Source organism: Enterobacter cloacae complex sp. IR5384 (genome assembly GCF_049237265.1).
GTDB lineage: Bacteria > Pseudomonadota > Gammaproteobacteria > Enterobacterales > Enterobacteriaceae > Enterobacter > Enterobacter cloacae.
In genome coordinates, this window is the sequence record NZ_JBMKHJ010000058.1 from 1 (window position 1) to 13,192 (window position 13,192).

The following is a 13,192-nucleotide window of genomic DNA, read 5'->3' on the forward strand; positions in this document are numbered from 1 at the left end:
TAGTCAGTTGGGTTTTCATCTGTTTTATCAGACTTAGAAAAATGAAATCTTTCAATTCATTGATTTTAAACGCAAAAAAATTTCTAAATGATCAGAATTATAGGGTGTTCATTTTGCACAGCAGTAGGGGTTGACCATTCAATGGAAACGCTCCTTCGAACTGACCCGGAGAAATACGGTTATCAGGCTGGCCTGAGTCGTCTTCAGCGATTTCTTTCTAAGATCCAGTACGACTGGAGCCTGCGGGATTATATCGGTCGTAAAGTGTTCGAAGGCGGATATGTGCGTCTTCAACCCAATATCTTTTCTTCGTCCCTGACTGAACGTCTTTTTCATGCCTGTTGCAGCCTTGATTATGTTGAAGCAAGACGTGCGGCAGAGCATCGCAGAAAGCTACTTTCCGGCGAGGTTGACGATACGGCTTATAACCGTCGTATGGCTGAGCCACAATTTCGGCTTGTACAGGAAGCAAACGTGATCCACGTTGATTTCCTCTGGTCGTTGCACTGTTTCAACCCTCGCCCGTTTCGGGCAATTGAGATCTATCGCAGGGTCTGGGAAGAGGCCGATCTGGACCTTCTTGAGGATGAGCCTGACATGCAGCCTGTGCCCCGTACACCAATGCCAGCTCCACTCTGGATGAAACTGCCCGGAGGCCGGTTCGGTACAGCTTATGATGGACTGACTGATACGTTGCCGCTGATGACCTATTTTGACGGGCAGGCTGACCCCAGGGCTTCACGTAGCCTAAAGACCGGAGAGAGCAGTTCTGTCGTCGTGGCATTCGAGGAAGAGGATGAGCTGACTGTTGAAGAAGATACGGCGTCCTGGATTATCTGGCATGAATACGACGGGTTACGCCAGCGCATCGCTGACGGTGAGTTTACTCCAACGACTGCTGCTCAGTATCTTCTTCGTTATGGCGCGGTCCGAATTTCAAAAGGCAAGGGCGCTGTCTATCATCGTCTCGCACAACGGGGACAAACCTTTTCCCGCCTGGGGATAGGCGACAGAGTGTCGCTTCCAGAGCTGGTTGCCAGTCGGCGTTTTAAAATACTCAGTGATTCTGCATACCGTCAGGTTGTAGCCCGGAAATTGCGTGGACAGATAAAAAAGTTCAGATTCTGGGCATGCGTAGCTGCCTGTGTTCAGTTGCACGTACACAACAAGACGGCACTCGGAGAAAGAATTTTAACGTTACTCGAAGGTGAGAGGGAACAGCAACAAGGTGCGATCCAGGCGAAGCTGAAGGCGGGAATGATGGATGCAGTTCTAACTCTGTGTAACCAGCGACTCCGGGTGAAAGAAAATACTAACCAGCCAGAGGAGTTCCGCTATTACCGTGCCGTAAGAGCTCGTTTCATGCGCCATTTATCTGAATGCCTTAAGCCAGAAAATGGCGGCGTTATCCGTGACGTTATCTGGGAACTGAGGGTGCTGAGCAGTGCTCACGGTACGACCAAAACAGGTTTTTACTATGTCGATAGCAATCGCCCGACAGCGAAAGGACTGTTAAACCGCCTTCTGATGAGGATGGTCAAGCAGGTCGTATAAGCGTCTGAAACGCGAAACACACGAAAATGGAGGGGTTATACAAAAAAAACTTAGCTTTGATCGTGATGTAATGTGGACATCATGTCCAAGCGTTGCTGCATCCAGAAAAGTAACTTTAATCCTGTTGATACAGCCCTTGCATTACCTGTTTACGCATAGCGTGGAAACGTTCTAATTAAACCAGACGAATATAAATTTAAATTAATTCACTCACCCCCGGAATCGGGGAACTAAACAAAAGGATCATCAATGCAAAATCAAAATACACCCGCTCAGGAAAAACACACCGTATACCTTTTTAATGCCGAACATGCTGACAAGACAGCCGCCAAGCAAGCCGGGAAACTCTTCACGCTGGACATTGAACACCCAATGACCCTCAACGATCTCTCGCTGCTGTGTGAGTCGGTCGCGGACGCTGTGGGAGCACCTGGCGGAATTAAATATGAAATCACAACAGAGCCTAATGGGGTTCAGGAGGAATACTGAATCAGTGTGGTGTGAGTCCATTTTAATTTGACGTTTCATGAGTTCTATCGAGAGGCTGAAGTATGACTTTGAAAATGGAAAGTTCCCGGACTTCCAAGCCTGAGGGGCCATTTGTATTAATCACTTTTGAGGGGGACGAATTTCTTTTTGATGACAGACATAATGTCGTCAAGATAAATGGCAGGCCTAAAAAAATGGATGTAAAGCGAAATTATTTTGAGTCCGATCTGGGAGAAGGGAAAGCGAAATACTGGACTTTAAATATCGAAGAGGCTCATCGGTTCAATTCGATTGATGAAGCGACAGAACAACTTTGTAAACTGAGTCGCCCTCATCTGATCAAAATTCGCAAAGTTGAGGGGGTATCTGAATGACCAAAGAGATGTTTTTACGCATTTTAAATGAGGCACAGGCTCGTGTGGATAACGATTCGCTTCCGCTTGATGTTCGTATCCGGTCACGCACCACGGTAAATGATTGCGTCATCCGGGCAGATAAAGAGGGGTGGCCTATTGAGTATAAACAGAAGGTCTGGGTAGATGCAGTCAGTGGCTGTTATCTTTAGCGGTTACTTAAGCCAGTTCCTGTGCCCGTGAGCTTAGTAAAGGCGGAAAATGATATGGTCAAGGTGATAAATATCAACGGGAATTTAGTTGAATTACCTGAGCCCTCAGCAAAGTTATCCAAAGCTGAATCACCTGATGGTAGGTTCTCAAAACCTAAAAATAAGATCTCTAAAATACAGCGAGCTGAGCTGCGAATGAAATTTGGGGGGCGTTGTGCCTATTGTGGTTGCAAGCTTCCTGAAAAAGGGTGGCATGCCGATCATGTTGAGCCTGTTCGACGCGACTTTGAACTGGTGAGAGCCCCTGTCGGCAGCGGCGTAACTCATGTTGCCCGAAGTACGGGTAAGGTTATGCACCCTGAACTGCATGCTATAGAAAACTTATTTCCATCATGCGCCCCCTGCAACCTTTTTAAAGGAGCTTTTAGTGTTGAAGGAATGAGAAAAGAAATTACCAAACAGGTTGAACGGGCTCGCGCATATAGCGTGAATTTCCGTACCGCAGAACGTTTTGGGTTGCTTCATATTGTAGAAAAACCGGTCGTCTTCTGGTTTGAGCAGTATAACGAACAGAAACAAAACGAATAATTTCTGTGAAACATAAAAGAAGTTAATCAGCAGTGGTTTACTAATTAAAGAGTGATTTAAATATTTTGATGCTGCTGAGGAGCTGCCTGGTATATCCTTCAAAGGAGAAAATGATGTATCTGCATCTTGTGCCCCGTATTCTTCACCATATGAAAAACAAGTGTACTCTCGTGTCAGTTTCTGTACCTGAATTGTCACTTGAGCTTAAAGCTGATTCGCTGGTGGCAATGAAACCTTATCCCAACAAGTCCTACCACGTTGTCATGTTGAAGGGGCGACGTGCATTAAATGGCTTTCTGGTAAAAAGCCCACGGACTTTAACTGAGTTCACAATGATAACAATCTGGGAAATTGAAGGCTTTGGAAAAATTAGTCATACCGTAAAAACGCTCGTTCAGGACAAAGACTATGACTTGGTCTCCCATGATGTCCTTTTGGCACATGCATACCATCAGAGGGAGGAAGAATTGGGGTACCGTGTACATCCATCCTATGACAGTCTAGCTCCCGTCGATTTTGAACCAACAATGCAGTCAAGGTACATAAAGGAATCCGATCTTTCCCACGACGTATGGGAAACCTATTCATGGGGGGAATTGCTGCGTTCGCGTGAAGAGACATTTCTGGCGATGACCATGTCATCTGCTCGTTTAAGCCATCCAGCATTCATCAGAGGAAACCGACTTCCTCAAACTGACCAGGCCATCATTATCAGTTCGTAACGACCTTTTATTCTTTTTGATGCCAGGCGAGTCTCCTTTTGCCTGGCCACTTTGATTTATTGCCTGGGAGTAACCTATGGATGAGCAAGATATTCTCCGCGTTATAAACGGCCGTGAGATTGATGCTTCTGACCTCCTGGAAGAAGCTATGCCGAACGCAGCCCGACGCTTTTATCGTTTAACTAACAGCATGAACAAATTGCTTTAGGAGGTCAGGGAGCACTTTCCTGACGCGATGTATTACTCTGCCAGCGGAACGGTAAGCCTGCTGTTGGGGAGCAGCCACGACAACAATGACCATCCGGTTAGAGAAATGGTCGCTGTAAGGTCACCAGATCTAAACATTGAAGGCGGTGATTGGTAGGTCAAGCAGGGGATCTATGTGCACTTCATGTCCTAACTTCATCCAGTGCTGAATTCAGTGCACAGACAGTAGGGGACTTCTCCTTTAATCAGAATGGCAAAGGGTTACGTGAGGATCAGATTCTATTTTTTTGCCTCGAAAACGGATAAACCCAGGTTTTGGCGCTTTAACCGAAAAATCAGCAGAACGGTAAATGATAGGCTGTCATGGATAACCATTTTGAGGCAAAAATGAACGTTTCAACTGACAGCAGCAACATATCGATAGCAGAACTCAAAGAAGAATTTATACCCGGTCTTCTGCTTAATGCTGGGGCAATAAGCCATTACGGCGACTCGGCTTTATCTTCGAAGGCTATGGATAAGTATTCAAATCTTCTGGAGAAAGACGCAGTTACCGCTTTATCAGGAGCCTTGAACCGTATCGTAAGTGCCTTAGCGGAGGCAGATCCACGTTCTATCAGTAGCAATCCATCCTGGTTTTCCCGCTTTACGGGCAAACACCTTGAAAAGCGCGTTCGTTACCAACACGCACGTGAGAAGGTGGAAAATCTTATTAATGAGGGGAACGGATATCTGACACATGTGAATGAGACGCTACTGGCTTTAGAAGAGCTGCTTGAAACATATGTGTCAGAAATCAAACGCCTTAAAATTTTTATCCAGGCAGGCCATGAGTTCCTTAGGGATTCTACCGAAGAAAAAAATAGTGACGATCTAAGCCTTGTCTTCGATAAACCGAGGGAAAGATTTGCCAGACGTTTAGCTAACCTGGCAACACTGCTTGCGTCTCATGAAATGGCCGCCATGCAGATGGAAATCACTCGCGGGACTTGTATAGATATTGCTGACCGCTTTAACGAAACTATAAAAGTCCTGGTTCCAGTATGGCGGCAACACACACTTTCGCTGTTATCAGTAAATAACACTGACCCTACGATTGTTAGAAAAGCTAATCAGGCCCACGAGGCTCTTCTAAAAAGCCTGCGACAAAATTTAGAGGGATTCCAAAAATGATTAATAATTTGACCACCAAAACTGAGGTTGTTGCTTTTACTTTGACTTCCGCTGAACTGGAAAAGTTCGGGCTGAATGAGCAAGATGAACAAGAGATTAAAGCCGTCGCGGAATGCATTAATGCCGATGATCCAGGAACAGTTTATCGTTTTGGCCGGGCAATGGGGGAAAACACTGCTAATTATGCGGATAGCCTGCTTGAGCAAATTCGCAATAAAGATTTAGACGAAGCCGGGAGCAAATTAACTGAAATTATCAACCTTGCAAGAAATGTAAACATCTCGAACTTAACTGAAAGTCGTTCAAATCTGCCAGTTATTGGCCCTTTGTTGGATAAAATCCGCACCCGTGGGAAGAATTTCGCCGCACAGTTTGAATCAACTCGTGAACAAATCGATGCTCTGGTTTCAGAGGTTTCAGTTACACAGAATAGCCTCGGTTCTAATAATATTTCGCTCCAGCAAATGTTTGATGAAGTCGTTAAAGAACACCACTTAACAGGTGTACATATTGCTGCCGGTAAATTAAGGCTGGGAGAATTACAATTAAAAGCAGAAAATCTCAGAGCTAATGTTGGTAACAATCCTGCTAAGTTCCAGGAAGTATCTGATCTGGATACGCTAATTGCTAATTTAGAAAAACGTATTGGCGATTTAGTTGTTTCTCAGCAGTCTGCTATGCAAGTATTGCCAATGGTACGGATTATACAGGCAAATAACCAAAGTCTTATCGACAAGTTTCATAGCGTCAAAGAGGTTACTGTCCCTAATTTCAAGCGTCAGTTTCTGTTAGCCATTTCTCTAAATGGACAGCGTAACGCTGTAAATCTTGCCAATGATATCGATAATGCCAACAATGAGTTACTCCGTAGTAATGCAAAATTACTGCATCGCAATGCAGTAGAAACTATGAAAGCAAACCAACGGCTGGTTATTGATATAAGCACCCTTAAAGAGGTGCAGGATACGCTTATCCAGACGGTTGGCGATGTTGTTAAAATCCAGAGAGAAGGGGCTATTAAGCTCAGGGAAACAGAAAAACAGGTTCTTGCCATGCGTGAGAATTTGCGCACCCGACTGACACAAAAAGGGGTAGATCATGGTGCGTAACCTTAAGAGTAGTGACGATTTTTCCCGTGAACTGTCATTTCTTTTTCACCGGTCTATAAAGATTAGAAATTCAGGTTTCGCGATATTTGGTGCGGGCCTGCTGATAATGATTTTTGGTCTTTGCTTGTGGTTGCTGTCATTACACCTCTCACCTTCAGTTCTGGACTTTGATATTGATGTGCCCTTGTCATTCTTCAATTCATCTGAAGGTGAAGATAAGTTAGTGGTTTCGGATTTTGGCGATGCATTTGGAGGCTTCCTAACTACATATTCTAAGTTGCTATTAGGGATTATGGGGCTATTAGTAGTTTCTTCAACTGCCTTTAAAATTTTAAAGGGGGAGGAAATAGGTGAGATATTCCCGATGCTTCTAATTGCTGGCGCTTTTCTTATCGGCTTGTCAGTTTTTACATCTGCTTTAGGTTCGGAAGAGACTGATGCCACTTCAGCTTCGACTGTAAAGGTTATCAAGAAATATGTAAAACATGAAAAATACGATAAACTTGTCGCATATTTAAATGATAGTAATTGGCCCTCAGGCGAAGAGGTATCTGTAAACTATTTAAAGGCGCAACTACATATAAAACTCGGCAAGCCAGATGTGAAGTTAACACAGAATGTTGTTAGGGCGTATATGTCTGGTGTATTACAGTCAAATATTCCCGTGAAAGTTCGTTATGCATTGGAAAAGACAGCTTTAGATAAATCCGTCTCACCACTTGCGATTCGTTATGAGCAAAAACGTATGTCTAAATCACATACCTTTTCAAAAGCGTCGGTTAATTGTCTTAAAGTAGGTAGTCCCGTCGCATTCGTTGGCGTTTTGTTCGCTCTTCTTGGTATAAAAATCAGGCGGCGAGTCAGATTCTTAGAATCAAATTGAATGAAAGCCCGGTACGCTGGGCTTTTTTATTCAGTAACTTTTATCAAATATGTAGTAATTTACCGGAATCTGCTTCTCCAGCTTGTTAGCTGAAAAGCTTACTCAAGTATAATAATCTACTTCTGATTATGTTTTTTATGGTTTTATTTTTACACAACTTATTAAGGATACATGATGTGTAACTTTACTCCTGTTCAAATTATTGCTGATTATATACTGAGGTTTCTTAAAAATAATACTGATGCCAAGCTTTATGAGGCAATGCAGCGTCTTGAAAAGAAAATTGGTCAGTTTGTCGCTGATGGGGTTGATGAACATCAATTACGCTCTTCATTAAGCAAAGTCTGTCGATCTCGTTCCAGGGCGGCTCTTAAAGAGGAGTGTGAACAACTCATTCCATAAAAAGAACATCATACGGGAAAGTTACTTTAACGGTGAATGGCTCGCTTCTGGCGGTTTAAGTTGACGGCCATTCCTACCATAGCCATCATAAAGTATGATTAGCATTCGAGTGTGGCACTACTAATTTTAATGGGCTACGCATTCAGTCTCCACCTCTCTAACTATAAAGGTTCTTTTCATGTCCAATAGCTTCGATAAGCCGCAAACGCTCCCGGTACATAATTCTGATGCCGAACCCTTTTTTCCGAAAAACCTTGGTCCATTTATCGAGCAGGTATCCGGAAGGGATCTGGCAATGCTCACAGAATCAGAGAAGGAAAAACTTGCGCACCTGATCAGAACTGGGCGTAAATATGGAGTTTCTGTCGCTATCGTTCCTGATACAGATTCTGCTGAGCTTCATGAATTACTGTCTAATGCCGATTCCATTGAAAGGCAGTTTTCCATCTATGAACGCATCCAGACGAAGATTGCGTTCACGCGGTGTCAGGAAGCATAAACAAAGTGAGAAATACAACTACGTGGTATGACGTAGAACATATTGAAATCACCACAGGCGAGCGAGGCGGCAGGATATGGGTGCTGAAGCTCTCCTGTGGCCATACAGTATTTCGCCGAATACCTCCTATACGTCTTCATAACCTCACAGCTTTTTCTCTGCGGGAGCCCCCAGAAAAATGTCGGTGCTCTCTTTGCAATTCAAGTCCATAATAAAGCCTTTTTAAAGGCCACAAACTGCATATCACTGGATAAATCATCCTCTACAGCGTTCATTCTTAAACGCAAAATTTATATTTCATTCATTCTATTTTAAAAGCGTTATAAAAGACGGAATCCTATTTAGTCTGTTTGATGCTTAAATCATCTTCAGTGCCTTTTATCTTTTACCCAGCGACTTTAACATTAACCTGAGCAGAAAACTTGTTTTCAAACTAAGTTCGAAAACTTTCTGCTCAGGTTATTAGCCGGGTAAGCCACTTTGTTATATTTGTTTCATGTTAACAGAGGAGGCGATATGCAAATTGAAAAGGTGATGTCATTACTTGAAGTGCTTTCAAGCTGGCTTGAAGATAACATCAATATGGATTCTGAAATTATCTTTGATAATGACGAAGATAATACCAACTCAGAAATTCTGTATCCTGCTGTAGAAAAGGCTAATGCCGTTTTGCGCAAAATGGCATCTTTATCTTCAGATTCTGTTCATGCAATTCGACAGCGCTTGCAGCTTGCCGTAGAAGGCAAAGCTGAATTGTCCCTCAAGGATGTGGGAGAGCTTCTGCTGGCAACAAAGTATCTGATGTTGTCCACTGAAGAGGGAGAGTAAGCCTGTGACCACTCTCGTATTTGAAATGGCAGATATCAATAAACTGATCGAAGAAATTCGCACCGCAAAAACGTTTTCGGTCACCCCAGATCAGATCTATGACCCGGCATGCTATCCGGGGGGAGCCCTCCTTAACGCTGAGGGACAGACTGAAGAAGAGGCGCGTAAAGCTGGTAGGGTTTTCTTTCCCTCATCCTCAAAAATTGCCAGCACACATCTGGTGCCAAAAGTGCTTCTCGCGCACAGTCATGGTGTATACCTGATCACTAATGCTGAGCTTGAGGGCTCTCCCGCATCCCGCGATACTGTGGCTTACGCCCAGGGGATGAATCCAAAACTGGATGAGGACTGGGATTACGCTTGTGATGCCGCTTTGGGTGGGTCTGATTGTAGCTATACCATTCCCGTTGAGTGGCTGGAGTTAGCGGTAGAGCAGGGTTTTCAGGAGTTTCGACTTCGAATGAGTGAAACCAATATCAAACTTGTCAGCAAATAGTATGTCCTTGCTGTATCCAGTCAAACATTGTCCGCCAGTCGAGCTGCTGGCGGATTGTTTTATATAAGGCCGGGAAGGTATGTCAGGTTTAAGCAGTTCCGCCCAGAAGCTTACAAGGGCGCAGATTTACGTGTTAAGACGGATGGCATCCGGCACGATCTATGATATCTCTGGCAATTTCAGACGGGCCAGAGAACGGCGTACGTTTATGGGGAATCCTGATGATGTGACGTGCAGGAGCTCTCCGGTCCTGTTCCGGCTGGGCCTCGTGGAGTTATGCCAGCCAGTAAGGCATCTGGAGCCAGGTTTATACTATCGGCTCAAGTTGAGCTCCTCAGGGCATGAAGCTCTTAAGGCGAACGCACACCTCTAACATTTGAGATAGTTCGTTCGCAGCCAGGAAAGTAACTTTCATCTCAAGTGTGACCCTTACTACCTCATTTATGAGTAAAACCCCCCTCTGATATGTCGAAAATGCTCATTTATACGAAAATAGTTTCTCTTCAGGTGTGATGTAATTACTGAGAATTCTCCCTGAATGGAAGGCAACCGATGAAAATGTTTTTTACCCCTTATGTTCGTATCGTTTTCTATTTTTGCGCATTGATTTTTATTGTTTACAGTTTCAGTGATTTTTTCCAGGGCGTCCCTGACAGCACCTTCTTCAGTGCGGTCATCACGCTACTTGTTATCGGAACCATTGTTGCCCGGCATCTGGATCGCAAAAAATCTCTCAAATATACTTCACAGATTTAAGTTTCCACTCAGGCCACTCTCGGGTGGCTTTTATAATTTAATAAGGACCGGTTCATGCATAACCACGAAATTCAGACCATTGCTATATTTAGTGCCCAGTATAAAAACATCGAAGATGCTGAAAATGCAGGTGCTTTATATTCAGTAGATATTGAATATCCGATGACACTAAATGATTTATCGCGGCTTTGCGACTCTATTGCCGAAGCAGTAGGTGTGCCTGGCGGCGTCAAATACCAGTTCGTGTCCCAGCCGGAAGCGCATGAAACCAGCTTCTGATAACCAGTAACCAAACTGCCTAAAAGCAGGTGCAAAGCCATGAAACAAACAAAGTCTTCTATGTCACGTATTGTGCAGCTGTACGACGGGAGCCGATACGGAAACTGCGAGCAGGCTGATAACGAAGGAGAGCTTTTTACGGTGGTGTTGAATAAGCCTTCGCAGATCGATGACATCCGTAAAATCGTAGACACAACCGCCGAAGTACTTGGCAAAGCTTTGCCAGTACTCCTCTTTTAAAGCTTACATCCGTGAAGGATAATTACGGTCTTACTACTTTCAGTTTTTCATTCCAGTGCCGTCCATTTTAATTTATCGATTTTAAGCGGTCGGCGCTATTTCATTGTTTCTTTTCCGACTGTAATTCCTTATATATAGGAATATTTCAAAGAATTTATCTCAGGTTATTTGTGGCGTGGTGCCAGTTGTTATAATGATTCCACATAATCTGGAGAGTCAATCATGATCACATCTCTAATGAATTTCCGCGATTTAACCGGAGAGGCAGTCATCCAGGCGCGGCAATGCGTTATTAATGCTGAGATCGAAGCGGCCCGGGAAAAGGTAATTCATGCTCGTTCGTTATTCAAAGCGGGTATACATAATGTTGTAAACGGTAGTTCTGGCATTAAGGCTGCGGCAGCACATTTTCTGGTGATAAAACGTTTACAGACTGACACTCGGTATCTGGACGCGGTTATCACTGATAACCTTTGCATGTTTTCTCCTGAGGGTTATCTGTATCTGTTTATGCAACAACGTTATTTCCTATAAAACAATGGGTTAGGTAAGTATCTTTCCATTAAAAACATTAAAAAGGTGACTTGATGAAACCATTTGGACTTGCCGGAAAACCCCGGCCCGAACCTTGCGGCTGCTGCTGGTATACCCGTGAGGACTGCCCTTACGTCAGCGCAAAACAGATCTATCGCCGCAGGCAGCGCAAGGCAGAACGCCAGCGTCAGCGCAGCACCATTGTGATGGCCGTTTCTGAATTTCGCTGACCTCTTCTGGAAATATCATTTTTTCTCCAGAAGAATTTTAAAATAAAGGGAAATCTTTTCACGGGTATCTGATGTTTATTGTTTATGGTAAATTGCGCCACATTAATTGTTTGTGGCGCAGTTCGTGATGGCTTAAGGATATAATATGAAAATCAGCCAGCTGGAATCCGGGATGCAGGTTTGGTCTGTAACCCGTACCAAAATGGGAAATACCACCATTTCAACGGTCATTGTCCACCCCGTTGTCATTATTGAAATTCATGATAACCATGTGATTGCTCGCTGGAACGGCAATGCACCACGTCGGTTTGGAGAAACGGCTATCAGGGGCTGGAAGAAGGAGAAGCCACTGCTTGTCCGTGAGCCTTTCGGAAATGTTCGTCTGGCCACCCGGGCTGAAAAAACCGCTATGCAGGAAAAAGAGTAATACCCCCTTTTAGCACCCACAATTTCACCGTCCATCTGCCTTTAACCTTGCCTGTTATTAACGGAATCCTTTCTGACTGGGCGGATCCCACGCATAACCTGAACTGTTGGCTAACCGTCTTACAGCCAAATTCCCTCCTTTATCTGGCAGGAGTGCGTCCGTGAGCTCTGTATGATCTACGTGTTTGTTAAGTAGAGCACATAACAGGAGTGGGGTATGACTGAATTAAATAAAAGCCCGTCCGGTTTTTCCGGAGCTGATGTCAGTAAAGAACAGGCTGCCATAAGGGCACTTGTAGAAAGAGTAGTGACCAACTATCGCAGCCGGACAGCACCTGATCGGGTTCAAAAGGCTTCGGTAGCGTTTAATGGGGGATTAATCCTGACCCTGATGCTGGCCTTGACGCTATTGGGCTACCTTGTGGCGGAATTGCTCAGGGGGTATGTTGCGGATAGTTCACCCTATGTGCCCGGTCTAAGTTATTCGCAATTTTCGATGCTTATGGTCGTTGAGCTGTGTCTATGCTTTCTTGCATGGTTTTTGGTTGTCACAGGGGACTATCCCCGGCCGTGGATATTTCAGGTAGTCCCGATGGAGCAGTACTGGTTCTTTGACGAAGTGGATGACGACGATCTTGCCCGGCTTTCCTGTAACCCTTACATCAAGCGCTGGCTACTTGATGAAATGTCCGGTATTCATCGACTGACCTACACGAGGCTGCATGATCGACTGGAGCGCATCTGTAATATTGCATCCCATCTCGAATACAGCCGTATTCAGGCACATAAGATTTCCCTAATCAACGGAAGCAGTGCCTCCTGATCCTACCATTGCATCCGGAAATTAAACGGGCAGGAACTGCACTGTATGTTCCGACCCAGCAGCTGCCCGTTACCCTTTTCTTTAGTATAAAATGACTTTCGCCGACAACCGGAAGTGAATCATGTCAAATAAATGAAAAATCAGTAATTTATGTAGGCGGGGTGTTTGGCTGATCAGGGCAGGGTGGTATAATAACGCTGGTGCTGGAGGCTTTTGCCCCAGCCAGCGGTAACACTGTTTGACTGTGGTAAAAGCAGAAAGCCCCGAGTAATTTTTCAATTAACCTGTACTGCACCCATTTTGTTGGACGATGAAATGGAATAGTCCCTGATATGTCAAAGCCAAAATACCCCTTCGAAAAGCGCCTTGAAGTCGTGAATCACTACTTC

20 protein-coding genes are annotated in these 13,192 nt (G+C 44.4%); all 20 read left to right on the forward strand.

What is annotated here, in order from left to right; all coding sequences use genetic code 11:
- The first annotated feature begins 141 nt into the window (after positions 1-141).
- The 20 genes from ACOTX3_RS24860 (at position 142) to ACOTX3_RS24955 (ending at position 12,803) form a co-directional block, all read left to right on the forward strand.
- A complete protein-coding gene (locus ACOTX3_RS24860) occupies positions 142-1,554 on the forward strand; it encodes a hypothetical protein (protein ID WP_022646499.1) in 1,413 nt (470 codons plus the stop codon).
- Positions 1,555-1,803: 249 nt separating this feature from the next.
- Positions 1,804-2,043 (forward strand): hypothetical protein, encoded by a 240-nt coding sequence (locus ACOTX3_RS24865; RefSeq protein WP_001180999.1) that lies wholly within the window; start codon positions 1,804-1,806, stop codon positions 2,041-2,043.
- A 62-nt stretch (positions 2,044-2,105) separates the two neighbouring features.
- Positions 2,106-2,417 carry a hypothetical protein gene (locus ACOTX3_RS24870; RefSeq protein WP_000172888.1) on the forward strand — a complete coding sequence of 104 codons (312 nt, stop codon included), beginning with the start codon at positions 2,106-2,108 and terminating at the stop codon, positions 2,415-2,417.
- Positions 2,414-2,608: a hypothetical protein gene (locus tag ACOTX3_RS24875; RefSeq protein WP_000159617.1), complete on the forward strand. Its 195-nt coding sequence runs from the start codon at positions 2,414-2,416 to the stop codon at positions 2,606-2,608. Before ACOTX3_RS24870 ends, ACOTX3_RS24875 begins: the two co-directional genes overlap by 4 nt.
- A 54-nt stretch (positions 2,609-2,662) precedes the next feature.
- Complete coding sequence (locus tag ACOTX3_RS24880; protein ID WP_000241452.1) at positions 2,663-3,196, forward strand: HNH endonuclease; 534 nt, start codon at positions 2,663-2,665, stop codon at positions 3,194-3,196.
- A 110-nt stretch (positions 3,197-3,306) separates the two neighbouring features.
- Positions 3,307-3,918, forward strand: a complete 612-nt coding sequence (locus ACOTX3_RS24885; RefSeq protein WP_001371923.1) for a DUF6012 family protein — start codon at positions 3,307-3,309, stop codon at positions 3,916-3,918.
- A gap of 570 nt (positions 3,919-4,488) precedes the next feature.
- On the forward strand, positions 4,489-5,298 hold the full coding sequence (locus ACOTX3_RS24890; RefSeq protein WP_000368643.1) for a toxic anion resistance protein: 810 nt from the start codon (positions 4,489-4,491) through the stop codon (positions 5,296-5,298).
- Positions 5,295-6,407: a toxic anion resistance protein gene (locus ACOTX3_RS24895; protein WP_000609386.1), complete on the forward strand. Its 1,113-nt coding sequence runs from the start codon at positions 5,295-5,297 to the stop codon at positions 6,405-6,407. The genes ACOTX3_RS24890 and ACOTX3_RS24895 overlap by 4 nt, the downstream gene beginning before the upstream one ends.
- Complete coding sequence (locus ACOTX3_RS24900; protein ID WP_000252081.1) at positions 6,397-7,290, forward strand: hypothetical protein; 894 nt, start codon at positions 6,397-6,399, stop codon at positions 7,288-7,290. Before ACOTX3_RS24895 ends, ACOTX3_RS24900 begins: the two co-directional genes overlap by 11 nt.
- Positions 7,291-7,464: 174 nt before the next feature.
- The gene (locus ACOTX3_RS24905; RefSeq protein ID WP_000336109.1) at positions 7,465-7,692 is read left to right on the forward strand and encodes a hypothetical protein; all 228 of its coding nucleotides are present in this window, start codon (positions 7,465-7,467) and stop codon (positions 7,690-7,692) included.
- Between the two features lie 178 nt (positions 7,693-7,870).
- Positions 7,871-8,191 (forward strand): hypothetical protein, encoded by a 321-nt coding sequence (locus tag ACOTX3_RS24910; RefSeq protein WP_000071366.1) that lies wholly within the window; start codon positions 7,871-7,873, stop codon positions 8,189-8,191.
- A 516-nt stretch (positions 8,192-8,707) separates the two neighbouring features.
- Positions 8,708-9,019, forward strand: coding sequence for a DUF957 domain-containing protein (locus ACOTX3_RS24915; protein ID WP_001165367.1), 312 nt, complete (start codon positions 8,708-8,710; stop codon positions 9,017-9,019).
- A gap of 4 nt (positions 9,020-9,023) precedes the next feature.
- Entirely contained in the window at positions 9,024-9,515 is a 492-nt protein-coding gene (locus tag ACOTX3_RS24920) for a DUF3085 domain-containing protein (protein WP_001371932.1), read from the forward strand.
- A gap of 552 nt (positions 9,516-10,067) precedes the next feature.
- Positions 10,068-10,271, forward strand: coding sequence for a hypothetical protein (locus tag ACOTX3_RS24925; RefSeq protein WP_000781547.1), 204 nt, complete (start codon positions 10,068-10,070; stop codon positions 10,269-10,271).
- Between the two features lie 54 nt (positions 10,272-10,325).
- The gene (locus ACOTX3_RS24930) at positions 10,326-10,550 is read left to right on the forward strand and encodes a hypothetical protein (RefSeq protein WP_000551490.1); all 225 of its coding nucleotides are present in this window, start codon (positions 10,326-10,328) and stop codon (positions 10,548-10,550) included.
- 39 nt (positions 10,551-10,589) lie between these two features.
- On the forward strand, positions 10,590-10,790 hold the full coding sequence (locus ACOTX3_RS24935; RefSeq protein WP_000814953.1) for a hypothetical protein: 201 nt from the start codon (positions 10,590-10,592) through the stop codon (positions 10,788-10,790).
- A 222-nt stretch (positions 10,791-11,012) separates the two neighbouring features.
- Positions 11,013-11,324 carry a hypothetical protein gene (locus ACOTX3_RS24940; protein WP_000633161.1) on the forward strand — a complete coding sequence of 104 codons (312 nt, stop codon included), beginning with the start codon at positions 11,013-11,015 and terminating at the stop codon, positions 11,322-11,324.
- Positions 11,325-11,377: 53 nt separating this feature from the next.
- The gene (locus ACOTX3_RS24945; RefSeq protein WP_000802040.1) at positions 11,378-11,554 is read left to right on the forward strand and encodes a hypothetical protein; all 177 of its coding nucleotides are present in this window, start codon (positions 11,378-11,380) and stop codon (positions 11,552-11,554) included.
- A gap of 145 nt (positions 11,555-11,699) precedes the next feature.
- A complete protein-coding gene (locus ACOTX3_RS24950) occupies positions 11,700-11,981 on the forward strand; it encodes a hypothetical protein (RefSeq protein WP_000703842.1) in 282 nt (93 codons plus the stop codon).
- Positions 11,982-12,197: 216 nt separating this feature from the next.
- Positions 12,198-12,803 (forward strand): hypothetical protein, encoded by a 606-nt coding sequence (locus tag ACOTX3_RS24955; protein WP_000137794.1) that lies wholly within the window; start codon positions 12,198-12,200, stop codon positions 12,801-12,803.
- The last annotated feature ends 389 nt before the right edge of the window (positions 12,804-13,192 follow it).